Source organism: Pseudoalteromonas sp. XI10 (assembly GCF_001469895.1).
In the GTDB taxonomy this organism is placed as follows: domain Bacteria; phylum Pseudomonadota; class Gammaproteobacteria; order Enterobacterales; family Alteromonadaceae; genus Pseudoalteromonas.
The window spans coordinates 72239-95365 of the sequence record NZ_LOPY01000060.1 but is presented as its reverse complement, the minus strand read 5'-3'; the positions used below and the strand labels follow the sequence as shown (position 1 = coordinate 95365).

At 43.2% G+C, this 23127-nt stretch carries 19 protein-coding genes and 1 other RNA gene; 13 read left to right on the top strand and 7 right to left on the bottom strand.

Annotated features, from left to right (window positions below; all coding sequences use genetic code 11):
- The first annotated feature begins 9 nt into the window (after positions 1–9).
- The 4 genes from lpxD to AUR67_RS17910 all read left to right on the top strand — a co-directional run bounded on the left by lpxD (position 10) and on the right by AUR67_RS17910 (position 2796).
- On the top strand, positions 10–1050 hold the full coding sequence (gene lpxD, locus AUR67_RS17925) for a UDP-3-O-(3-hydroxymyristoyl)glucosamine N-acyltransferase (RefSeq protein WP_058586274.1): 1041 nt from the start codon (positions 10–12) through the stop codon (positions 1048–1050).
- 10 nt (positions 1051–1060) lie between these two features.
- A complete protein-coding gene (gene fabZ, locus AUR67_RS17920; protein WP_054562040.1) occupies positions 1061–1513 on the top strand; it encodes a 3-hydroxyacyl-ACP dehydratase FabZ in 453 nt (150 codons plus the stop codon).
- 2 nt (positions 1514–1515) lie between these two features.
- Positions 1516–2286: an acyl-ACP--UDP-N-acetylglucosamine O-acyltransferase gene (lpxA, locus tag AUR67_RS17915; RefSeq protein WP_058586273.1), complete on the top strand. Its 771-nt coding sequence runs from the start codon at positions 1516–1518 to the stop codon at positions 2284–2286.
- 141 nt (positions 2287–2427) lie between these two features.
- A complete protein-coding gene (locus AUR67_RS17910) occupies positions 2428–2796 on the top strand; it encodes a septal ring lytic transglycosylase RlpA family protein (RefSeq protein ID WP_058586272.1) in 369 nt (122 codons plus the stop codon).
- Here AUR67_RS17910 and cydC read toward each other — a convergent pair.
- Genes cydC through AUR67_RS17885 form a run of 5 tightly spaced genes read right to left on the bottom strand, consistent with a single transcriptional unit; the run spans position 2793 to position 9183 of the window.
- Positions 2793–4553: a thiol reductant ABC exporter subunit CydC gene (cydC, locus tag AUR67_RS17905; protein WP_058586271.1), complete on the bottom strand. Its 1761-nt coding sequence runs from the start codon at positions 4551–4553 to the stop codon at positions 2793–2795. The two genes, AUR67_RS17910 and cydC, sit on opposite strands and share 4 nt — an antisense overlap.
- On the bottom strand, positions 4546–6306 hold the full coding sequence (gene cydD / locus AUR67_RS17900) for a thiol reductant ABC exporter subunit CydD (protein WP_058586270.1): 1761 nt from the start codon (positions 6304–6306) through the stop codon (positions 4546–4548). The genes cydC and cydD overlap by 8 nt, the downstream gene beginning before the upstream one ends.
- Entirely contained in the window at positions 6296–6448 is a 153-nt protein-coding gene (cydX, locus tag AUR67_RS17895) for a cytochrome bd-I oxidase subunit CydX (RefSeq protein WP_054553108.1), read from the bottom strand. The genes cydD and cydX overlap by 11 nt, the downstream gene beginning before the upstream one ends.
- Positions 6449–6460: 12 nt before the next feature.
- Entirely contained in the window at positions 6461–7600 is a 1140-nt protein-coding gene (gene cydB, locus AUR67_RS17890; RefSeq protein ID WP_055021939.1) for a cytochrome d ubiquinol oxidase subunit II, read from the bottom strand.
- Complete coding sequence (locus AUR67_RS17885) at positions 7597–9183, bottom strand: cytochrome ubiquinol oxidase subunit I (RefSeq protein WP_058586269.1); 1587 nt, start codon at positions 9181–9183, stop codon at positions 7597–7599. Before AUR67_RS17885 ends, cydB begins: the two co-directional genes overlap by 4 nt.
- Positions 9184–9605: 422 nt before the next feature.
- Between AUR67_RS17885 and lpxB the strand changes: the two genes are divergently transcribed.
- The 6 genes from lpxB (at position 9606) to AUR67_RS17855 (ending at position 17561) form a co-directional block, all read left to right on the top strand.
- Complete coding sequence (lpxB, locus tag AUR67_RS17880; protein WP_058586268.1) at positions 9606–10763, top strand: lipid-A-disaccharide synthase; 1158 nt, start codon at positions 9606–9608, stop codon at positions 10761–10763.
- On the top strand, positions 10753–11358 hold the full coding sequence (gene rnhB / locus AUR67_RS17875) for a ribonuclease HII (protein ID WP_055021941.1): 606 nt from the start codon (positions 10753–10755) through the stop codon (positions 11356–11358). Before lpxB ends, rnhB begins: the two co-directional genes overlap by 11 nt.
- Positions 11358–14849: a DNA polymerase III subunit alpha gene (gene dnaE, locus AUR67_RS17870; protein WP_058586267.1), complete on the top strand. Its 3492-nt coding sequence runs from the start codon at positions 11358–11360 to the stop codon at positions 14847–14849. Before rnhB ends, dnaE begins: the two co-directional genes overlap by 1 nt.
- A 16-nt stretch (positions 14850–14865) precedes the next feature.
- Entirely contained in the window at positions 14866–15822 is a 957-nt protein-coding gene (gene accA, locus AUR67_RS17865; protein WP_054553102.1) for an acetyl-CoA carboxylase carboxyl transferase subunit alpha, read from the top strand.
- Positions 15823–15913: 91 nt separating this feature from the next.
- Positions 15914–17224 (top strand): tRNA lysidine(34) synthetase TilS, encoded by a 1311-nt coding sequence (gene tilS, locus AUR67_RS17860; protein WP_058586266.1) that lies wholly within the window; start codon positions 15914–15916, stop codon positions 17222–17224.
- Positions 17217–17561 carry a hypothetical protein gene (locus tag AUR67_RS17855; protein WP_054562030.1) on the top strand — a complete coding sequence of 115 codons (345 nt, stop codon included), beginning with the start codon at positions 17217–17219 and terminating at the stop codon, positions 17559–17561. The genes tilS and AUR67_RS17855 overlap by 8 nt, the downstream gene beginning before the upstream one ends.
- Before the next feature lie 25 nt (positions 17562–17586).
- Here the strand turns inward: AUR67_RS17855 and AUR67_RS17850 are convergent, their stop codons facing one another.
- Positions 17587–18483: a GGDEF domain-containing protein gene (locus AUR67_RS17850; RefSeq protein WP_058586265.1), complete on the bottom strand. Its 897-nt coding sequence runs from the start codon at positions 18481–18483 to the stop codon at positions 17587–17589.
- 139 nt (positions 18484–18622) lie between these two features.
- Here AUR67_RS17850 and AUR67_RS17845 point away from each other — a divergent pair, with 139 nt between their 5' ends.
- Entirely contained in the window at positions 18623–20596 is a 1974-nt protein-coding gene (locus AUR67_RS17845) for a monovalent cation:proton antiporter family protein (protein WP_058586264.1), read from the top strand.
- 7 nt (positions 20597–20603) lie between these two features.
- Here AUR67_RS17845 and AUR67_RS17840 read toward each other — a convergent pair whose 3' ends face one another.
- A complete protein-coding gene (locus AUR67_RS17840) occupies positions 20604–21749 on the bottom strand; it encodes a patatin-like phospholipase family protein (protein ID WP_058586263.1) in 1146 nt (381 codons plus the stop codon).
- A 134-nt stretch (positions 21750–21883) separates the two neighbouring features.
- On the opposite strand from AUR67_RS17840, the gene AUR67_RS17835 reads away from it, so the two are divergent.
- Together AUR67_RS17835 and ffs are read left to right on the top strand one after the other, a co-directional pair.
- Positions 21884–22753 (top strand): DUF3014 domain-containing protein, encoded by an 870-nt coding sequence (locus tag AUR67_RS17835; RefSeq protein WP_058586262.1) that lies wholly within the window; start codon positions 21884–21886, stop codon positions 22751–22753.
- A 137-nt stretch (positions 22754–22890) separates the two neighbouring features.
- Positions 22891–22987: signal recognition particle sRNA small type (gene ffs / locus AUR67_RS20815), an RNA gene on the top strand.
- Positions 22988–23127: the final 140 nt, after the last annotated feature.

Sequence of the window (23127 nt, the reverse complement as noted above, 5' to 3'; positions counted from 1 at the left end):
AAATCATATATGCAAAACTACACGCTTTCGCAGATAGCGGATCTTCTGGGCGCTGACCTTCAAGGTGACGGCGCCACAGAGATTAAAAAAATATCTACACTTGCAAATGCCCAACATGGGCATATTGCATTTTTAGCGAACAAGAAATATCGCTCGCAATTAGATGATACTCAAGCAAGTGCAGTGATTTTATCACCAGCAGATGCTGAGTACTTTTCGGGTAATAAGCTCATTGTTGCTAATCCTTATGTTTGTTACGCCAAACTTGCTCAGCTAATGGATACCACACCGCGCTCAGCAGTGACCGGTATTCACCCAAGTGCAGTCATTCACGATTCAGCCTCTATTGGCGATAATGTCGCGATCGCTGCCAATGTGGTGATCGAAGCGGGCGCTGTAATTGCAAACGATGTGCAGATTGGCCCAGGCTGTTTTATTGGTGAGCACGCAAAAATTGGCCAAGGCACTAAGCTTTGGGCAAATGTAAGCGTTTACCATGAAGTAGAGATTGGCAGCGACTGTTTATTCCAAGCGAATACGGTAGTGGGCAGTGATGGTTTTGGTTACGCTAACGAGCGTGGCGAATGGGTGAAAATACCGCAACTTGGCCGAGTAATCATCGGTGATAAGGTTGAGGTAGGCGCGTCTACTACGATTGACCGTGGTGCGCTAGACGATACTATCATCCATAGTAATGTAATTATCGATAATCAATGTCAAATAGCGCATAATGTCGAGATCGGTTCGGGTACAGCGGTTGCTGGTTGTACGGTATTTGCTGGCAGCACAGTGATCGGTAGGAATTGTCAGATTGGCGGTATGGTTGCAATTAATGGTCACATTAGTGTATGCGATGGTGCTATAATCACCGGCATGAGTATGGTGACTAAGGCAATCACAGAACCTGGAATTTATTCTTCAGGCTTGCCACATCTAACCAACAAAGAATGGCGACGTAGTATTGCCCATATCCGTAACCTTGGCGATATGAAAGACCGCATTAAAGCACTTGAGTCACTGACTAAGTCACTCAATATTGAAGACAAATAAGGATGCTATTTTGGCAAATGAATTAAATAGTCTTGATATCCAGGATATCTTGAGTTTACTTCCGCATCGTTACCCGATGCTACTTGTTGACCGTGTACTTGATTACACGCCAGGCGAGTCGTTACATGCTATTAAAAATGTAACAGTGAACGAACCTATTTTTACGGGTCATTTTCCTAATCAACCTATCTTTCCAGGTGTGTTGATTTTAGAAGCAATGGCTCAAGCAACTGGCTTACTTGGTTTTAAGACAGTTGAAAATCGTAGCGATAACGAACTATATTTATTCGCAGCGATCGACAATGCGCGATTCAAACAGCCGGTATTACCTGGCGATACTATGCATTTGCATGTAGAGTTTGTAAAAGAGCGCCGCAATATATGGAAATTTGCAGCAGAAGCAAAAGTTGACGGCAAAGTAGTGTGTACTGCCGAAATCATGTGTGCGAGAAGAGAGTTTTAATAGTGATCCATCCTACGGCGATAATCGAACCAGGTGCAAAACTTGGAAATAACGTATCAGTTGGCCCTTACAGCTATATCGGTAACGATGTAACTATTGGTGATAACTGTATCATCGAATCTCATGTGGTTGTAAAAGGCCCATCGACGATTGGTTCTGGTAACCATATTTTCCAATTTGCTTCGGTCGGTGAAGCTTGCCAAGACAAAAAGTACGCGAATGAGCCAACGACTCTGATCATTGGTGACAACAACGTGATCCGTGAGTGTGCGACAATTCACCGTGGTACGATTCAAGACCAAGGTGTAACTAAAATTGGTAGCAACAACTTATTTATGGCTTACACACACGTTGCACATGATGCAGTAGTGGGCGATAACGTTATTTTTGCTAACAATGCCTCTGTTGCTGGCCACGTACACGTAGGTGATTGGGTGATCCTTGCAGGTAACTCAGGTGTTCACCAGTTCTGTAAAATTGGTTCACATGCCTTTGTTGGTATGTACTCAGGCGTTAATAAAGATGTGCCGCCATTTGTAACTACAATTGGTACACCGGCTGGCCCTGTAGCAATCAATACTGAAGGCATGAAACGCCGTGGCTTTGAAAGCGATGAAATCATGGCAACACGCCGTGCATATAAAACGCTTTATCGTAAGAGCTTAGGTGTTGAAGAAGCAATCGCTGAGCTAAGTGAAGATGCTGCGAAGTACCAAGCTGTTCAGCTGATGATAGACTTTGTGAAAAGCTCTGAGCGCGGAATTATTCGCTAATCATAAGCGAACTTCTATAAAAGCCACCTTAAGGTGGCTTTTTTGTTTTTATACTCATTCGCTTAATTAGGTAAGTTGGTATAGTTCAGGTTTTGCTAAGTCAGTGCTTGTTATCTTCACGGCAAAAAAGGATCTACTAATATGAACAAACTCATCATTTTTGCGTTGTTAAGCTTAATTATAACTGGTTGTAGTAGTGTGCCTTCGGTATCTAAAGGAGCAATAGAAAAAGGCAAAGCCAGTTATTACGCTGATAAATATCATGGCCGAACGACAGCAAGTGGTGAGGTGTTTAATCAACAGGCATTGAGCGCGGCTCATCAAACGCTTGGTTTTGGCAGCAGAGTAAAAGTTACTAATATTGCTAACAATAAAAGCGTGATTGTTACCATTAATGACCGCGGCCCATTTATCCGCGGTCGTATTATCGATTTATCAAAAAAGGCGTTTTCACAAATCGCCTCAGTCAAGCAAGGTGTGATTGACGTCACCGTTGAGCAGCTCGATTAAAAACGGGTAATAAGCTCTACGTAGTCGGCTTCATTAGCCATTAATTCAGCATGACTTGCAAGGGCTCTTATTTGTCCTTGCTCTAACCAAATAACTTTATCAACACGACTTAGCATTGCTGGGTCGTGGGTAATGGTCAGCATGGTTTTATCTGCCCATACTCTCTCAAGTGTAGTCAGTAAGTTTTGCTTAGTGTGATTATCTAGGCTCTCTGTTGGTTCATCAAGAATGATTAAATTACCTTGCCTTAATAGAGCTTGGGCAATGGCAATACGACGAGACTGACCATGAGAAAGCTTTCTGCCTGCGGTTCCTAAGCGGGTATTAAGGCCGGTTTTTAAGTTCTTAAGCCAAGAGCCAAGTTCAGCTTGTTCACAGGCCTCAATAAGCATCTTATCTGTTGCATCAGGAGCTGCATAGCGAAGGTTTTCACGTAGCGTGCCATCAAAAATATGATGCTGCTGGGCAACTATCGTTAGCTGCTTAAAGCGTGTTGCAGTGCTCAAGCTTTCAAGTTCAAAGTTATCTTGCTTGGTGGTGAGCTTTAATGAGCCTGATTGCAGCGGCCAAAGGCCCGTGAGTAAGTTAACTAGAGTGGTTTTGCCACTGCCACTGGCACCGACTAGGGCAACTTTACTGCCGGGTGTAATCGCAAAATTGATATTGCTAAGGGCTTTACTTTTTGCCCCCAAGTATTGGTAATTGACCTCGCTTAGCTCAAGACCAAGCCCTGATTTGTCAGCTAATTGGTTTGCTAGTTGATCATCTAAGTTGTTTGGCTTTTCGGCTAAGCTGCTGTGTTTATCTTCAAGATCAAACAGTCGCTTTGCGGCACTTAAAGTAAGTGGCAATTCAATAAATGCCGTAGGCAGGGTGAGCACGGTTTCAAAGCTTGCTAATACAAATAACGCGAGCATCGCCAGTTCAACGTTTTTCATAGTCCCCATTGCAACCAGTGGAATTATCATAAATACACTGGCCAGCATGGTAAGTTGGATCACCAAAGTGCTTAAACCATTACTATTTGCCACGGCTTTGTGGCGATTATAGAGCTGGTCGTTGTATTGTTTACTGAGTGAATCACAATGCGCTAATTGCGCCGCCTGTGCTTGATAGACAGCAAGCTCTCTGGCACCTGATAGTGTATCGGCAAGTTCAGCTCTTAACTCGGCTGAAAGTTGGGTTTCGGTATCCGCTTGTTGGTGAAGCTTATGGCTTAACAATGCAGGAAGCAGCACGCCAATAATCATCAGTGAAGTAAAGCAAACTAATGCAACCTCAGCGTTATACATGGCCATGAAGGCCATTACGATAGGAATGCTGATCAAGGCGACAATAATCGGCAGCAGCACATTGAGGTAGAATTTATCCAGCGCATCAACATCATTCTGTAGCCGGTTAAATAAATCGCTACTACGACTCATTGCTAAGTCAACGTTGTTCAGTTGGCTCAGAGTCTTGAACATGTTTACGCGAATTTCGCTCAGCAATAAAAAGGTAGCATTATGAGTTATCATCCGCTCACCGTAACGAGACGCTGTGCGCACGATAGCTAAAAAGCGGATCACTCCAGCTGGGGTAAAGTAATTCATCTGCACACCCGCAATGCCCGCCGCTGCCATGGCTGCTAAAAACCACCCAGATATAGCGAGCAAGCCCACATTAGCGAGTACCGTTAAGCTTGCTAAAAAAGCCCCTAAAAGCAACATGCCAGTATGAGGTTTGCACAGTTTTAATAGACGTATAAAGTTATGCATGGGCGTCACCTTGGCTCACCAGTTTAGCAAATAGGCCTGCTTGCTCAGTCAGTTGCTGGTACTGACCAGATTCAACAATGTGACCTTGTTGCATAACGTAAATATTATCGGCGTGTTTTACCGTATTCAGTCGGTGAGCAATAACCAGTACTAAATGGTCTTTTGCATAATCGCGGATTGCTTGGTTGATTAAATGCTCTGTTTGGCTGTCTAAGTGAGCGGTAGGCTCGTCTAGCATCAGCACAGGGGCATTCTTCAAAAATGCACGAGCAAGAGCTATGCGCTGCTTTTGCCCCCCTGAGAGGCCTTCTCCTTGTTCACCGAGCAAGGTATCAAAGCCATCAGGTAATGCAGTAATAAACTCAAGTGCACCTGCTTTATTTGCGGCTTCATCGAGTTCTGTTTGGCTTGCATCGGGTTTAGCTAAACGTAGGTTTTCGGCAACGGTCCGATAAAATAACGTGGCTTGTTGTGGGATCCAAGCCAGCTGTGCTTGCCAATTAGCTAATGCAGTATCACTAAGTGGTTGCCCGTTAATGCTAATGGCACTATTGGCCTGATGATGAAAACCTAACAGGCAATCAAACAAGGTACTTTTACCTGAACCACTTTCACCCACAAAGGCAATTAAGCCTGAGCTTGGCAGGGTTAAGTTGATATCAGTTACCCCTTCGTTTGTTTCAGGGTAATGAAAGGTAAGCGCATTCAGCTGTATATGTTTTATTGGAAACTCAAGTTTAGATGTACCCAAATGTTCATCGGCGTCACTTTGATTGATTATGTCGACCATATCAGCAGCGGCACTGATCCCTTCAAGTTTTGCATGATAGTGAGTACCCATTTGTCTAAGTGGTAAGTAAAACTCAGGGGCCAGTAGTAACACCACAAATCCAGTGGCAAAATCGAGCGTACCAAAAAATAATCTAAAGCCAATGATAACGGCAACAAGGGCGACACTAATGGTGGCTAAAAACTCAAGGGCGAAAGACGATAAAAAGGCGACTTTCAATACACCCATGGTTGCTCCACGGTAATCATCAGAAATCTGGCTGATGCTATTTAGCTCACGCTTGGTTGCATTAAAGAGCTTGAGTTGAGTCAGGCCTTGTAATCGGTCAAAAAAGTAATTACCAAGTACCGCCAGTTGTTGCCAGCGTTCTTGGTTTAACTGCTCAGCTTTATGGCCCACTAAAATCATAAAAAAGGGGATAAGCGGGGCTGTTAAAAGGAAAATGAGGCCTGCTTTGTAATCGGTTGGAAAAATCACCACCAATATCGCTAATGGAATAAGCGCACTGTAAGCCACGCTTGGAATGTAGTTGGCGTAATATTGATGCAGTGCTTCCACCCCATTATGTAAGGTGTTAAGTGTTGCGCCGTGACCTTTCTGTTCACTGTAGGCTGGCCCCAGTTTGCTGAGCTTTTCTAGCAGTGTATTACGCATCACGTTTTTTATTTTTAACGCGGCGAGGTTACTTACGCGTTCACTTAGCGTAACCAACAAAGCACGAACTAAAATTAGCCCTGCCAGCGGCCATAATAATGGGCTTACGGCTTGCAAGTTTGCTTGTTCAAACATGACTTGATGAGCCGCGTTTGCAAGAAGATAACAAGAGGCAATCATTAATAGGGCGTTGAGTGTGCCCAGACTAATGCTTAATTTAAGAAGCCCTGAAGCGGACTGGCTATACTGCTTTAAAAAAGCGCGCAGCGTTTGCTGCTGCGCGCGATTTGGTCGGGGTTTAGTTGTCATCGGTGTTTTTGAGTCTCGCGTATAGCTCTAGCTCATCATCAGCAATCGAATCTTTATGTTGGTGAAATTCGTACCACATTACGTTGATCACCCCAAGTGTACAGGCTAATAGAACACCTAAAATCCAGGCAAAATACCACATATTTAAATCTCCTTAATAGCTACCGTGAGTGTTGTTTTCAATTTCACTAATCGTTACTTTGCGCCACATCTTCACATAACACCATGTTGTGTAAATAAGAATAAGTGGTACAAAAATAACCGCAGCGATAAACATCACGTTAAGTGTCATATGGCTCGAAACAGCATCCCACATAGTTAAACTAATATTTGGGTTGTTGCTCGAAGGCATCACAAACGGGAACATTGACATACCCGCAGTTAAGATCACGCCTGCAAGCATTAAGCTTGACGCAGCCAATGCCATTGCTGGTTTTTGTAATTTAGATAACACAATCGCCAGTGCCGCCATCACGAATGCAAGGGCAGGAAACAGCATGGTTAATGGCATTTTTGTATAGTTATCAAGCCATGCACCCGGTGCCTGCGTGACTGTTTTAGCCAACGGGTTTGCAAAACCTTGGGTATCGCCCATGCTAACGATTTTATATCCGTCAATTTGTGATACCCACACACCAGCTAAGGCAAACAATACAATAAACGCCATCAGTGCATATTGACCATATTGTGCTGAGCGTTTAGCAACCTCTGCATCAGTACGAAGCTGTAACCACATGCCTGCATGACCAACCAGCATTAGTACACTCACTAAGCCAACAACAATGGCAAACGGGTTTAATAACGCAAAGAATGAACCTTGATAACTGACACGCAGTAGGTCGTCGATATGATAAGGCACGCCCAGTAATAAGTTACCAAATGCCACACCAAATACTAAAGCAGGAATAAAGCTGCCAGCAAATAGGCCCCAATCCCAGTTATTACGCCAGCGCGGTGAATCTATTTTTGAGCGATAATCAAAACCAAGCGGTCTGAAAAATAACGCAAATAACACCAGCATCATAGCAAAGTAAAAGCCAGAGAAAGCGGCCGCGTATACCATAGGCCAAGCAGCAAACAGTGCACCCCCAGCGGTGATGAACCAAACTTGGTTACCATCCCAGTGAGCGCCAATGGTGTTAATAACTGTACGGCGCTCAACATCTGTTTTACCAACTAGGCGAAGCAAAATTGCCACACCCATGTCCATACCATCGGTCACTGCAAAGCCAATCAGTAAGACACCAATTAACAGCCACCAGATTAGTTTTAGTGTTTCGTAATCAAAAATCATGACTGAGCTCCTTGGCTTGCAAGTGAATCCGCTTTAGCAAGTTCATGGTGATATTTACCGGTATGAAGTGAGCTTGGGCCTTGTTTAATAAAGCGCAGCATCAGCCAGCCTTCTACAGCAGCAAGACCTGTATAGAAAACTAAGAAACCAGTAATACTAATCAATAAGTCATTCACCGTGAGTGACGAGGTTGCCAAGAAGGTCGGTAAGATTTCCGAAATTGCCCACGGTTGGCGGCCGTATTCCGCAACAATCCAACCAAATTCAATGGCAATCCAAGGCAGAGGAATACTCCATACCGCAGCCCATAATAACCAGCGCTTTTGCTCAATAATGCGGTGTGCGTTGTAATAAAATGCGAGGACGAATACACCAAGCATGATCACGCCACAGCCAACCATGATTCTAAATGACCAGAACATAGGGCCGACTTGAGGGATTGAGTCTTTCACTGCTTTTTGAATGTGCTCTTCTGTTGCATCTACCACGTTAGGAGTGTAGCGCTTAAGTAGTAAACCATAGCCAAGGTCGTCTTTTAAGGTATCGAACTTTGCAATGTTTTCTGGTGTGTCTTCACCGCCACGAAGCTTTTCTAAGTATTCGTATGCAATCATACCGTTACGAATACGTTCTTCGTGCTGCTTTTCAAGATCTTTAATACCCGTTACTTGCTCGTCAATAGAGCGAGTAGCAATGATGCCAAGTGCATAAGGGATTTTTACAGCGGCATGGGTTACTTGTTCTTCTGAGTCAGGAATACCAACTAAAGTAAATGCGGCAGGGGCTTCTTCGGTATGCCACTCAGCTTCAATAGTTGCGAGTTTGACTTTTTGCACTTCGCCAACTTCGTAGCCAGATTCATCACCAAGTAAAATAACACAAAGAATAGACGCTAAACCAAACCCTGAAGCAACCGAGAACGAACGCTTAGCAAAAGCAAGGTCGCGACCTTTTAAGATGTACCAGCTACTAATACCAAGTACAAACATAGATGCTGCAACATAACCTGCTGATACGGTATGAATAAACTTAACCTGTGCGACTGGGTTAAATACCAATTCAGCAAAGCTAGTCATTTCCATGCGCATGGTTTGGTAGTTAAATTCAGCACCTACTGGGTTTTGCATCCAACCATTTGCTACTAAAATCCATAACGCAGATAAGTTAGTCCCTAATGCCATTAAGAAGGTAGCACCTAGATGCTGACGTTTACTCAAACGCTCCCAGCCTAAAAAGAACATACCAACAAAGGTTGATTCTAAGAAGAAAGCCATTAAGCCTTCAATCGCTAGCGGTGCGCCAAATATATCGCCCACATAGTGAGAGTAATAAGACCAGTTGGTACCAAACTCAAACTCCATGGTTAGACCTGTCGCCACACCAATCGCAAAGTTAATACCAAACAACTTACCCCAGAACTTAGTCATATCACGATAAATTTCGCGACCTGTCATCACGTAAACGGATTCCATGATCACTAAAATCCACGTCATACCTAAGGTAAGGGGAACAAATAGGAAGTGAAATAGGGCAGTGATTGCAAATTGCAATCGCGATAGATCCACAAATGTTTCATCTATCATTGTTTAGCTCCTTGTTAGCGGGTGCGGTAGACACGACAAATATTGATTATGAAGTTTCAGTAATTATTGAAACTTTGTGAATATTAAACCTGTATTCATTTTAGTCAATAGGAAAATACGAAATAAAGATGAATTAATCCTGCTCACCTTTTCTACAGATTAGAGATAAAGCTCTAAAGTTTCAAATATTTAATCGTTATAAAAAGCCGTTTTGCTATGGCTTATTTTATTCTTTTTTAAGCTCTTTTTAGATAGTCGCTAGTAAACCTGCAGGCTACACACGCAAATAAATGCTCAACCAATGAGCAAGTAGGCAGGCTAATTTCGATTTCTAGTATTTATTAACTCTGTGACATTTATCCGACTGCTAAAACACGGTAAACTCGTTTTTATTAGTGCCAAAAGTTGCGAATTATCAACGAATGAAAGAACAAACAAAGCCGTTACGTATTGCCTTGGTGGCAGGTGAGTTATCAGGTGATATTTTAGGTGAAGGGCTAGTAAAAGCACTTAAACGCCGTTTTCCGGATGCCATATTTGAAGGGATTGCAGGCCCGCGTATGCAAGCGGCTGGCTGTAAGACATTATTCGATATGGACGAATTATCTGTAATGGGCCTAGTTGAAGTACTTGGCCGATTACCGCGCCTACTAAAAATACGCAAACAATTGGTGCAGCATTTTATCGACAACCCACCAGATGTATTTATTGGTATCGATGCCCCTGACTTTAACTTACGTGTCGAAAAGCCGCTAAAAGAGGCGGGCATCAAAACAGTACAATATGTTAGCCCGTCAGTGTGGGCGTGGCGCGAAAAACGTATTCATAAAATCAGTGCCGCCACTAATTTAGTGCTGGCACTTTTACCGTTCGAAAAAGCCTTTTACGATAAGCACGATGTACCTTGTACCTTTGTGGGTCATACTTTGGCTGATGATATTGCCCTTGAGCACGACCAAACCGAGGCTCGTAACCAACTAGGTTTAGCACACACTGATAAAGTGCTTGCATTACTACCAGGTAGCCGAGGTTCTGAAGTAGGGCTTTTAAGCGAAACCTACATTGAAACAGCGGCTAAACTGCAAGCGCAAAACCCTGAACTCAAAATTGTGGTGCCGTTAGTCAATGAAAAACGAAAAGCTCAGTTTTGTGAGATTTTAGAAAAAACAGCTCCTGATCTAAAACTACAATTATTGGATGGTCAGTCAAATCTTGCAATGCAAGCCGCTGATGCCATTTTACTTGCCTCAGGAACCGCAACGCTTGAAGGTATGCTGTATAAAAAGCCGATGGTTGTGGGCTACAAAATTAAGCCACTGAGTTACTGGATTTTCAAAACCTTATTCACTTTTAACATTAAGTATTTCTCGTTGCCTAATTTATTAGCCGATGAAGAACTCGTTCCAGAATACTTACAAACTGAGTGTAATGTTGAAAACCTATCAGCAGCGTTAACACCTATGCTTAATACTGATAACAGCGAACTAAAAGCGCGCTTTTTAGCCATACATAAAGACATTAAATTAAATGCCAATGAACAAGCTGCAGCAGCAGTCGCGGAGTTACTAAATGCAAATTGAACGACCGAATGTTAATTATATTGCTGGTGTAGATGAAGTTGGCCGTGGTCCATTAGTGGGGGATGTTGTTACCGCTGCGGTAATATTGGACCCAAATAAGCCTATTGCAGGGTTAGCAGATTCTAAAAAGTTATCAGACAAAAAACGTCAATTATTAGCGGCAGAAATAAAAGAAAAAGCCCTGTGCTATGCTATTGGTCGTTGTAGTCCAAGCGAGATTGATGAGTTAAATATTTTGCATGCCACTATGCTCGCGATGAGCCGCGCGGTTGAAGGCTTAAGTGTAAAGCCTGAGTTTGTCTTTATTGATGGTAACCGTGTGCCTAGCCAATTAACTGTGCCAGCACAGGCGGTAGTAAAAGGCGATAGCCTAGTCGAAGAGATTTCAGCGGCATCTATTCTAGCGAAAGTTGCTCGTGATGATGAAATGATTGAGCTTGATAAGCGTTACCCTGACTATGGTTTTGCAGGCCATAAGGGTTATCCAACTAAGGCACACTTTGCAGCACTTGAACAATACGGTGCTATTGCAGAGCATCGTAAAAGCTTTAAACCTGTTCAGCGCATTTTGGCGTTAAAAGGAGAGCAACTGTAATGCCTGCGCCACAATTTGTTCACTTACGTGTTCACTCAGATTTCTCAATGGTGGATGGCCTAGCTAAAACTAAGCCAATTGTCGCTAAAGCTGAAGAGCTGCAAATGCCTGCATTGGCTATCACCGATCAGATGAACTTATGTGGTTTGGTGCGTTTTTATGGCGCTGCCCATAGCGCTGGTATTAAGCCTATTGTTGGCGCAGACTTTTGGTTAAGAAGCCCTGAATTTGAAGATGAACCTAGCCGAATTACCATCTTAGCGAAAGATAACGAAGGCTATAAAAACCTTACTTTATTGATCTCTAAAGCGTACCAGCGTGGACATCTATTTCACCGCCCGGTGGTTGACCGTGAATGGCTGGTGGAGCACAAAAATGGCCTAATTTTATTATCTGGCGCTAAAGATGGCGACTTAGGTAAAGCCCTATTAAAGGGTAACCCAGGTCTTATTGAATCGGTTGTTAGTTTTTATAAGCAACATTTTAGCGATCATTATTATATTGAGCTTATTCGTACGGAACGTGCTTTAGAAGAAGACTATTTACACCTAGCTGTTGAGCTTGCTACAAAAGAGCAGTTACCTGTGGTGGCTACTAACGAAGTGGTGTTTTTAAAACCAGAAAACTTTGAAGCCCATGAAATCCGCGTGGCAATCCATGACGGTTACACCTTAGAAGATAAACGTAGACCAAAACGTTTTTCTGAGCAGCAATATCTTAAAACAGCAGAGCAAATGGCTGAGCTATTTAGCGATATTCCTGAAGCGTTAGAAAACACCGTTGAAATTGCTAAGCGCTGTAATGTGACCGTGCAGCTCGGGACTTACTTCTTACCAGATTACCCAACCGGTTCGCTGAAAATTGAAGACTTCTTGGTTAAGGTCTCTGAAGATGGCCTTGAAGAGCGTTTACAGTTTTTATTCCCCGATGAGCAAGAGCGTAAAGAAAAACGTGGCGAGTATGATGAGCGTCTGAAAATAGAGCTCGACGTAATCAACCAAATGGGTTTCCCAGGTTACTTCTTGATCGTAATGGAGTTCATTCAGTGGAGTAAAGATAACAATATTCCGGTAGGTCCAGGGCGTGGTTCTGGTGCCGGTTCATTGGTTGCTTATGCACTGAAGATCACCGACCTCGATCCACTCGAATTTGACTTACTATTCGAACGTTTCTTGAACCCAGAACGTATCTCAATGCCCGATTTCGACGTCGATTTCTGTATGGATAGGCGTGATGAGGTAATTGATCACGTAGCGGCGCTTTATGGCCGTGACGCGGTATCTCAGATCATTACCTTTGGTACCATGGCTGCAAAAGCGGTTATCCGTGACGTAGGCCGTGTACTTGGTCACCCTTACGGCTTTGTTGATCGTATTTCTAAACTAGTACCGGGCGATCCGGGCATGACCTTGGCTAAAGCGTTTGATGTTGAGCCTCGTTTACAAGAAGCCTACGACGGTGATGAAGAGGTCAAAGAGCTTATTGATATGTGTCGCATCCTTGAAGGCTGTACACGTAACGCCGGTAAACACGCTGGTGGTGTTGTAATATCACCAACCACTATCACTGACTTTGCTGCTCTGTATTGTGATGATGAAGGTAAATTCCCGGTAACGCAATTTGATAAAAACGACGTTGAGACGGCGGGTTTAGTTAAGTTTGACTTCTTAGGTCTTAGAACACTTACCATCTTGCAATGGGCAATTGATATGACTAACGAGCGCTTAGCCCGAGAGGGTAAAGAGCCGGTTGATATCAACGCTATTCCACTTGATGATAAGCCAAGTATTGAGTTACTGCTACGCGCCGAAACCACCGCGGTATTCCAGTTAGAATCTCGTGGTATGAAAGACCTTATTCGTCGTCTAAAACCCGACTGCTTCGAAGATATGATCGCACTGGTAGCGCTATTCCGCCCTGGTCCATTGCAATCAGGCATGGTAGATAACTTTATCGACCGTAAGCATGGTCGCGAAGAGTTATCTTATCCTGATGTGCAGTGGCAACACGATAGCTTGATACCCATTCTAGAACCGACCTACGGTATCATTCTTTATCAAGAACAGGTAATGCAGATTGCCCAGGTACTGGCTGGTTATACGCTAGGTGGCGCTGACATGCTGCGTCGTGCGATGGGTAAGAAAAAGCCAGAGGAGATGGCAAAGCAACGTTCAACCTTCGAAGAAGGAGCTGTTAATAACGGAATTGACGGCGAACTTGCAATGAAAATCTTCGACTTGGTAGAGAAGTTCGCAGGTTATGGTTTTAACAAATCTCACTCAGCTGCTTATGCTTTAGTGTCGTATCAAACGCTGTGGATGAAAACTCACTACCCAGCAGAGTTTATGGCTGCGGTAATGTCAGCGGATATGGATAACACCGATAAAATTGTTACCTTGGTAGATGAATGTGAAAATATGAAACTGACCTTGTTACCGCCGGATGTAAATGCCGGTGAGTACAAGTTTACGGTTAATCTACAAGGTGAAATTGTTTACGGTATCGGTGCCATTAAAGGGGTTGGTGAGGCGCCTGTTGAAGCTATTCTAGAAGCCCGTAGCGAAGGTGGCCCGTTTAAGGACTTATTTGATTTTTGTGCCCGTGTTGACTTAAAGCGTTTAAACAAGCGAGTTGTTGAAAAGCTTATTTATGCCGGAGCGCTCGATCAACTTGGCCCAGATAAAACCCAACCTGGTCGTGCAACCTTATTAGCAAGCTTAAAAGATGCCATGCGAGCAGCCGATCAGCATCATAAGGCTGAGTCACTAGGGCAGGCAGATTTATTTGGATTACTTGCTACAGAGCCAGATGAAGTTGAACAAGCATTTATCAAAGCCACAGATTTAACCGACAATGAGTGGCTAGATGGTGAGAAAGAAACTTTAGGTCTGTATTTAACTGGCCACCCAATTAACCAGTATCGTAAAGAGTTAAAGCATTATACGTCAGGAAGGCTGGTCGATTTACAACCCACTAACCGCGATGTGCAGTCAACGGCTGCAGGCTTAGTGATCTCTGCTCGTACCTTAATAAACAAAAAGGGAAATCGATGGGGCCTTGTAACTTTAGATGACAAGAGTGCCCGTATTGATGTACGCTTATTCCCAGAACAGTTTGAAATGTACCAAGATTTGCTGCAAGTAAACAATATCTTGGTAATATCTGGACAGGTCAGCTTTGATAACTTCTCTGGTGGCATTACAATGACCGCTAGAGACATATGCACCATCGCACAGGCGCGAGAAAAACGTATAAAAGCGATTAAAATGACCTTGAATATGGTGCAGATCGAGGCGAACTTCTTCGATAATTTACAAAAAGTACTGGAACCTTATAAGTTTGGTACTTGTCCTATTAAAGTATTCTATCAACGTCCGGATGCGTTGGCTGAGATTACCTTAGGAACCGAATGGTGTGTTACGCCGAGTGATGACTTAATTCATAAGTTATCGCTGATGGCGGCGCAAGATGTAGAACTAGAATTTAATTAATTAGGTAGTTTAGAGCATGAGCCTCAATTATCTTGATTTTGAGCTTCCAATCGCAGAATTAGAAGCAAAAATTGAAGAATTACAAAATGTAAGCCGCGCTGGCGAATTAGACCTTGGATTAGAAGAGGAAGTCAGTCGATTAAAAGAGAAAAGTGCTGAAATGAAAGAGAAAATTTTCTCTGAATTAGGTGCTTGGCAGGTTTCTCAGTTAGCCCGTCATCCGTTGCGTCCTTATACTCGTGATTACATCGAGCGCATTTTCACGGAATTTGACGAACTAGCAGGCGACCGTACTTTTGCTAACGACCCAGCTATTTTAGGTGGTGTTGCACGTTTTGAAGGTCAACCAGTGATGGTTATTGGCCAACAAAAAGGGCGTGACACGGCTGAAAAAATTAAACGCAACTTTGGTATGCCAAAGCCAGAGGGTTACCGTAAAGCATTACGCTTAATGGAAATGGCTGAGCGTTTCAAAATGCCAATTATGACATTTATCGACACCCCAGGTGCATACCCAGGTGTTGGCGCTGAAGAGCGTGGTCAAAGTGAAGCAATTGCGCGTAACCTTAAAGTTATGGCCGCGTTGAAAGTACCAACTATCTGTACTGTTATCGGTGAAGGTGGTTCTGGTGGTGCATTAGCAATTGGTGTGGGCGACCGCGTTAACATGTTGCAATACAGCACTTACTCTGTAATTTCGCCAGAAGGTTGTGCATCAATCTTATGGAAAAGTGCAGATAAAGCACCATTAGCAGCAGAAGCCATGGGTGTAACAGCTGCACGTGTTAAAGAGCTTGATTTAATCAACAACGTAATTGATGAGCCACTTGGTGGCGCACATCGTAATTACGATGCGATGGCGCGTAACCTTAAAAACCAACTTAAGCGTGACCTAGCTGACTTACAAGGCCTTTCACTAGATGAAATGCTTGATCAGCGTTACAAACGTTTAATGTCGTTTGGCTACTGCTAAACACAGCTTAAAATTGAAAAAAGCCGCTTTTGCGGCTTTTTTTGTTTTATAATGCCGATAACACAGACGCTTGTATACTCATTGGTTTTTAATGCAAACATCAGATTTATACCACCATTTTTTAGCACAATTGCAGCCTTTGCTGAACGCTCAGCAAAGTTGCTTTAGCGTTGCCTTATCTGGCGGTGTTGATTCGGTTGTATTGTTACATTTAATGAAGCGAGCTCAACAGCAGCACTCAGAACTTAAAATTGAAGCTGTGTATGTTAATCATGGCTTGAGCAAGTATGCCGATGATTGGCAAGGGTTTTGCCAATCGCTATGTGAAGAGCTCGATGTCGCATTTAAAGCGGTGCACGTTGAAATTCATCAGTGCTCGCGTACATCACTTGAGGCACAAGCGCGAGAGGCGCGGTACCAAGCACTCGACGAAAACTGTATATCAGGTAGTGTGATACTGCTTGGTCAGCACTTAAATGATCAACTTGAGACCTTCTTGCTTCGTCTAAAGCGTGGCTCAGGCTTGCAAGGCTTAGCATCAATGCCACAAACGCGATTGTTAGCGTCTGGGCGTGTATGTTTTAGACCGCTGATTAATATCACTCGTGAGCAAATTGAACAATTTGCCAATGAATTTGCTATTACCCATATCACCGATGATTCAAATGTTGATGAGCGCTTTGACCGCAATTTTTTACGTCATCAGGTTTTGCCTATTTTAACGGAGCGTTTTCAAGGGTTCGAAAAAAGCGCTGCGCGCAGTATTCGGCTGTTACAAACGCAGCAATCACTGCTCGATGAATATACGCAAAGCGACCTTACACACTGTCAAAATAAGCAGGGTGGTTTAAGCTGCGAGGCAATAGCGAGGTTTAGTAAGCCCAGACAAGCAAACCTTGTACGTGCGTGGCTGAATCAGTTTACCCATCAACTACCTTCTGAGAATCAGCTACAGCAAATTATTGAGCAAGGTTTAACGGCAAAAGCCGATGCCCAGCTAAAAATTTGTTTGCAAAGCGGTGATGTTCGTCGGCATCAGCAGCATTGGTACTTTGTGAAGGAGCAGGCAATACCTGAGGCGATGGATATTGCTTTGCAGAACATTGAACTGATTGATGGCCGAAAACTAATAGTGAAAGCGGGCAAAGGTATCAGAAAACCAAATCAAGATGAGCAAGTAAGGGTTGAATTTAATAAGCCTCAAGCGCGTATAAAGCCTTTGCATAAACCCGGTTCAAATACTTTAAAGCATTGGTTTAAAGATGCCAAAGTAGCTCCTTGGTTACGTGCACAAACACCACTTATTTTTTATAACGATCAACTTGTGCAAGTAGTTGGCTACTTTATTAGTGAGCAGCACAGTGTTGAAGATGGAATTCTATGGGAGACACTCTATGAGTGAACAACCACATGTTGGTTTATCACTAGTTAATAAGGCACCACTTGGTTTTGCGTTGTCGGTGCTAGTAGCTGTAGTTGCCGGTTTTGCTTATGCAGAGCTGACAATAAATACACTTTTTTATGCACTAGCTGGCGGCTTAGTTTGCTCATTATTGCTGCTAGGTTACTGGTCAGGCAAAGGCGGTATTTTCTTTATTCTAGGCGTACTTACGCCGCTGGCTTTAGTGATGGTATCGCCCCTTACCACCATGGCTGCCTTGCTTTACTTATTAAGTGGCTTCTTCGCTGGTTTTTGGTTAGTATTGCTTGGTTATAAATTTATAAACAAAAAAGCCTAGCGGGGGATGCTAGGCTTTTACTCAATTAGTAAGCTCTTGCACAGTTTCTTCCTGCTGCTTTTGCCTTATAAAGGCCTTTATCAGCACGGGCAAATACTTCGTTTTCGCAGTCTTGGTTATTGGCGAGTGTATAACCAATGCTTGATGTTACATCATATTGAGCCATCAACCCTGAGCTAGCAACCAAACTCATAATACGATCAGCAATTACCTTATTTGTGGTGAATTCAGGGTCGTCGATTAATAATGCAAATTCATCTCCACCAAAGCGGAAAATAGAGTCAGTGCCACGCACGCTAGTGCGTAATACATTAGCAAATTCTTGCAGTACATCATCGCCAATTTTATGACCAAAGTTATCGTTCACTTGTTTAAAGTTATCTAAATCAAGCAGCATTAAACTAAATGGGCGATGCTGACGGCGGCAACGTTCTAACTTTTGCGCCAAGCTGTCATTAAATTGACTACGGTTGTTTAAGCCTGTTAGTGCATCTTTAGTCGCTAAACGTAATACGCGGGTGTACATAAGCGCATTACGCAATGGGTAAACGAGTGCTGTATGAAGTAGCTTTAATTTTGCTTCAATCGCTTTACCCATAGGGAACTGGCTAAAATAAATTAACTGCCCTAAGCGTTCACTTTCGATATCTAAATCAAAAGAGTACGGTGTTTGACTGGTATCGCTGCCAGCACTTTGTGACACTCCGAGTGCAGATTGGAACTGTAATCCAGATAAATTGATCAGTTGTTTTGCGTGTTCGGCAAAAATTGTCAAAATTTCTTCGATTGATAACGTAGTTTGTAACCTTGCGACCAAATCGTGTGGACTATTTGTTTCATTTATTCGGTAATGCTCTGCCGAAAACGGCAGAAACTCGCCTCGCGCAGACACCCGCTGCGTCAAAATATGGACATTTTCCATGATAATTCTCCCCCCGGAGTGTTTAGATACCCATACTTAGCGAGATTTGTGCCACATTTTTAAACTGGCTGAAAAACAGATGGTTGCTATATTTAAGGTAGGGTACAGCTTTATCATCAAGTAGAAGGGAGTTTATTGCTTGCAAAATGTGCTGATTCAAGTGTTTGGCTTGCTCGTCGCTGCCGTATTATTTGTTTGGTTCTTCAAACGAATTGGTTTACCACCTATTCTTGCTTATCTTGCCACCGGCGTGTTGGCGGGGAGTCATGGTATTGGCTGGATGGCGCAAAGCCACGAAATGCACTTTGTTGCCGAACTCGGCATTGTATTTTTACTGTTTAGTTTAGGGCTTGAGTTTTCATTGCCGCGTTTAATGGCGATGCGCAATATTGTATTTGGCCTTGGCTCCTTACAGGTCGTGGTGACTAGCATTGTATTTATGCTGATTTTACTGCTGTTAGAGCACAGCCTTTTAAATAGTTTTACCATCGCCAGTTTAATGGCACTGTCTTCTACGGCGGTGGTGGTTAAGTTACTTAAAGAGTCTGGAGATTTAAACCAGCGCCGCGGCCAGTTGGCAATAGGGGTGTTGCTATTTCAAGATATTGCTGTTGTCCCTCTGCTCATTGTTTATCCTTTACTAGCACAAAGTGGCTCTGAAGAAATTGCAGGAGCATTGGCTTTTGCACTTACTAAAGGCGCTTTAGTGTGTATTTTATTGTTTGGCATAGGTAAATGGATTTTGCCTAAAGTGTTTAGCGAAATAGCGCTGGTAAGAACCGATGAGCTATTCATGCTAACGACTTTATTGGTTGCCTTGTTTGCCGCAGGCCTGACCTACCTATTTGGTTTATCGATGGCGTTAGGCGCCTTTTTAGCCGGCATAATGTTAGGAGAAAGCCATTATCGTCACCAACTAGAAGCCGATATTCGGCCGTTTCGCGATATATTGATGGGACTATTCTTTGTTACCGTCGGTATGCAGTTAGATGTGCTTTATGTACTTAATAGTTGGTACTGGATCATCGCGGTATTAATTGGCTTATTGCTATTCAAAATTGCGGTGCTTGCTATTTCTGCGCAAGTGATGGGGGAGCGTAAGCAAGATGCGGTATCGGCGGGTATTATGCTTTGGCAAATGGGAGAATTTGGCTTTGTATTAATTGCACTTGCTTCGCAGCATTTGCTGATAAGCTCAGAGCAAGCTTCATTTTTAATTGCAGTTGGCGTACTTTCAATGGCGCTAACGCCTTACCTTATTGAAAAAACACCGCTTATTCTTAAAAAACTTGGCCTTTTAAGCCATGCAGGGCAGTACTGGCAACAGCTCGCGACAAGTAGCCCTTTGTATCAAAATCATATTGTGATTTGTGGCTTTTCTCGTGTTGGGCAAACCGTTGCGCGTTTTTTAAAGCCCGAAGCAATTGAATACGTAGCGGTTGAGAGCAACCCCATCTTATTGCAAGAAGCAAAAGCGGCTGGTGAGCCAGTTATTTTTGGCCATGTAAATCAAAAAGATATTTTAAAATCGGCGGGTGTAGAGCGGGCAAGGCTAGTCATTATTACTTTTACTGATTTTGAGCAAACGCAAATTGTTGTTGATGCCATCAAGCAAATAGCTCCTGACGTGAAAATACTGGTACGGATGCGAGATGATACCGAAATGGAAACGCTTAAAGAACTCGGTGTTACTGAGGTAGTGCCTGAAACACTCGAAGCAAGCCTAATGCTAGTTTCGCATGTGCTTTATATGTCTGGCGTGCCGATGACACGGATTATACGCCGAGTGAGTAAAGAGCGGCGCAATCGTTATAAGTTTTTAAATGGCTTTTTCACTGGCGATAAACTCGATGGCGAAGAGGCAAGTTCAGATAGGCTTGAGTATTTACATGTTATAGCTCTGCCAGAACACGCTTATGCGGTTAATCAGAAAATTAGTGAGCTTAAACTTGAGCAGCGCCGTGTGTCGGTTAGAGCGCTGCGCCGACAAGACCGCGAAATTGACGCACCTTCATCACAAACTATTTTATTGGCAGGCGACATTTTAGTGTTGCAAGGCAAACCTCGCCGAGTAGAGCGGGTAGAGAGGTTTTTACTTGACGGTATGGAGTAGCTATTAGCTACTCCAGCTCTAAGAATTTACGAATTTCAGGTAGCTTTTTAAGGCCATCTTGGTAGCCAATTTCAATGAGCTTTTGGGTATAACGTTTTTCAAACAGTAAGTAGCTAGTTAAACTCGATTGCGAACGTTTCTTCACGCCTATCATGCGTAGTAACAGTTTGATTGCCATAGGCATGTCATCATAAAACTGAGCTGCGATTGCATTAAAGTTTTGCGATGGGTTGATCACGCAAGTTTCGATTTGTTTAAGCTCCTGGTGTTTGTCGCGGGCAGGTAACAGGCTTAGCGTGCGATTGATACGCTCTAAACGCTCTAAATCAGACTGTAGCGTGTCGGTAAATACGCTATCGAGTAAGTGACCTGCAATATTAGAAAGGCCCGGGTAATGAGGCTGGTAACCCGGCGGATGCAATTCTTTTGGCTCATCAACACCAATAATAAAGATTTTTTCTGCACCTAAGTGAATGGACGGACTCAGTGGCGAAAGTTGGTGAATAGAGCCGTCGCCAAAATAGTGGTTATAAACATTCACGCTCGGGAACACCATAGGAATGGCACTCGACGCCATTAAGTGCTCAACATTAATGCGAGTAGCTTGCCCTTCACGTTTTGCTCTGCGCCACGGTTTTTGTGTAAGTGACTGAAAAAATGCTACAGAGTCACCAGTGGTGTAGCTCGAAGCTGTAATCGATACTGCATCTAGGTAGTTTTTATGTAGATTTCGTTCGATACGCGATAAATCGAGTATTTCGTGCAACAGTTTTCGAAGAGGTTTATTGTTCAGTAAACTCGCTGGTGGATGATTTATATGTTCAGATTGAAAACTTGTGAGCATGTTGCGAGTAATATGCAAAAACACACTTAAAAAGTCGCTTTTATAAACCTGAGAAGTCGAAAAATTCTTCCACACCCATTCAAGTTTTTTGCATGCTAAATGCGCACACGATGCATAACATGCTAATGCAGCGGAATTAATTGCGCCTGCTGATGTCCCATTAATAATAGTAAAGGGCAGCGGTGCTGTACGAGGCATGCTTTGCGTTATCGCTTTAAGCACACCAACTTGATAAGCGGCTCGGGCGCCACCACCTGTTAGTAATAAAGCGATTTTAGAGTGCTGTGTTTTTTTTAACTTACTGCTCATGGTTGCATTTAAATAGTTGTGCGTCTTTACTTTATTTATCAACTGTAAGTCTTTAAGCTAGAAGAAGCAAAGATTAGCTCAAGGCTAAATGGTTTTTTCGTATTTTTATCTGTTTTATTTTTAAGGGAGTGTCTATGTCAGAGCATTCGTCAGAGCCTGAAGTACAAAAAGGTTCATCAAATAATAACCTTATTTTTGCGGTTGTTGTGCTTATCCTTGTTGCTGGTGTGGCAGCGTTTATTTTATTAAAGCCTGAAGATAAACCAGTGCAAGTTGTTGAAGACATTGTTGCAGAAGAAGCGCCTGTAGTGGAGTATCAGGAACCAGAAGTTGAACCTGAACCTGAAGTGACAGAGCCTGAGCCAGAACCTGTTGTAGTGAATACTGCACCAGAGCGCACTCCAGAGCCAGTTCCAGAAGTTGAGCCGCTTCCAACGTTAAATGAAAGCGATGAAGTGGTTGTTGCTCGCATGGATGAGTTACTAAGTGACCAAGTGATGAGCTTAATGGTGACCGATGACCTTATTCGTCGCGGTGTTGTGTATGTTGATAACATCGCAAAAGGTAAAGTGGCATTAAGCCATGCACCTGTAGAGCGCCCTAAAGAATCATTTAAAGTTATTGAGGGCGATATCTTAACAATCGACCCAAATAGCTATGAGCGCTATACACCATACGTAAAACTATTTACCAGCCTAAGCGCTGCCCAAGTAATTCGTATGTATGATGAATACAAACCACTTATCAGCGAAGCTTATGCAGAAATTGGCTACGAAGGTGATGCATTCACAGGCACGCTAGAAGAGGCTATTGACGTACTGCTTGATACCCCAGAGCCTAAAGGTGATATGCCACTCGTTCGCAACTCAGTTACGTATCAATATGCTTACTCTGAGTGGGAAAACCTACCTGATGCGCAAAAACAATTACTGCGTATGGGCCCAGAAAATATGAAAAAAGTAAAAGCTGCGCTGCGCAACATTAAAGCTGAACTTGAAAAGTAAGCGATAACCCCCCTTAATTACAGTGCGATTGTATACCAAGTATGCAATCGCACTTTCTTTTTCGAATACCCCTTGAATAACAGGCTAAAAGTAGAGATAATCCCTCCCGCGCCAAACAAGGCCCTCAATGGTAGTCTTATTGGTCCTCTCGCAACACTAGCAGGTGAACCTGGTCAGGCCCGGAAGGGAGCAGCCACAGCGTGTGACGTGTGTGCCGAGATGCGGCTGGTAAGACTGCCACCCAAAATTCTATTTGGGTGACTTTCTTCATATAAATTCCTTTTTTTAAACTTTCTTTAGAAATCTTATTTCATTCTGTATTAATTAAACTTAACTTTAAGTATGCTTATTTTTAAGTTATCGAGACATCCACT

Bases quoted from the DNA above. Each gene is read 5' to 3' on its own strand.
- rnhB (WP_055021941.1), top strand. From the start codon at position 10,753: ATGCAAATTGAACGACCGAATGTTAATTATATTGCTGGTGTAGATGAA.
- dnaE (WP_058586267.1), top strand. From the start codon at position 11,358: ATGCCTGCGCCACAATTTGTTCACTTACGTGTTCACTCAGATTTCTCA.
- AUR67_RS17855 (WP_054562030.1), top strand. From the start codon at position 17,217: ATGAGTGAACAACCACATGTTGGTTTATCACTAGTTAATAAGGCACCA.
- lpxD (WP_058586274.1), top strand. From the start codon at position 10: ATGCAAAACTACACGCTTTCGCAGATAGCGGATCTTCTGGGCGCTGAC.
- AUR67_RS17835 (WP_058586262.1), top strand. From the start codon at position 21,884: ATGTCAGAGCATTCGTCAGAGCCTGAAGTACAAAAAGGTTCATCAAAT.
- AUR67_RS17910 (WP_058586272.1), top strand. From the start codon at position 2,428: ATGAACAAACTCATCATTTTTGCGTTGTTAAGCTTAATTATAACTGGT.
- accA (WP_054553102.1), top strand. From the start codon at position 14,866: ATGAGCCTCAATTATCTTGATTTTGAGCTTCCAATCGCAGAATTAGAA.
- AUR67_RS17850 (WP_058586265.1), bottom strand. From the start codon at position 18,483: ATGGAAAATGTCCATATTTTGACGCAGCGGGTGTCTGCGCGAGGCGAG.
- cydC (WP_058586271.1), bottom strand. From the start codon at position 4,553: ATGCATAACTTTATACGTCTATTAAAACTGTGCAAACCTCATACTGGC.
- cydX (WP_054553108.1), bottom strand. From the start codon at position 6,448: ATGTGGTATTTTGCCTGGATTTTAGGTGTTCTATTAGCCTGTACACTT.
- cydD (WP_058586270.1), bottom strand. From the start codon at position 6,306: ATGACAACTAAACCCCGACCAAATCGCGCGCAGCAGCAAACGCTGCGC.
- tilS (WP_058586266.1), top strand. From the start codon at position 15,914: ATGCAAACATCAGATTTATACCACCATTTTTTAGCACAATTGCAGCCT.
- AUR67_RS17840 (WP_058586263.1), bottom strand. From the start codon at position 21,749: ATGAGCAGTAAGTTAAAAAAAACACAGCACTCTAAAATCGCTTTATTA.
- lpxB (WP_058586268.1), top strand. From the start codon at position 9,606: ATGAAAGAACAAACAAAGCCGTTACGTATTGCCTTGGTGGCAGGTGAG.
- cydB (WP_055021939.1), bottom strand. From the start codon at position 7,600: ATGATTTTTGATTACGAAACACTAAAACTAATCTGGTGGCTGTTAATT.
- AUR67_RS17885 (WP_058586269.1), bottom strand. From the start codon at position 9,183: ATGATAGATGAAACATTTGTGGATCTATCGCGATTGCAATTTGCAATC.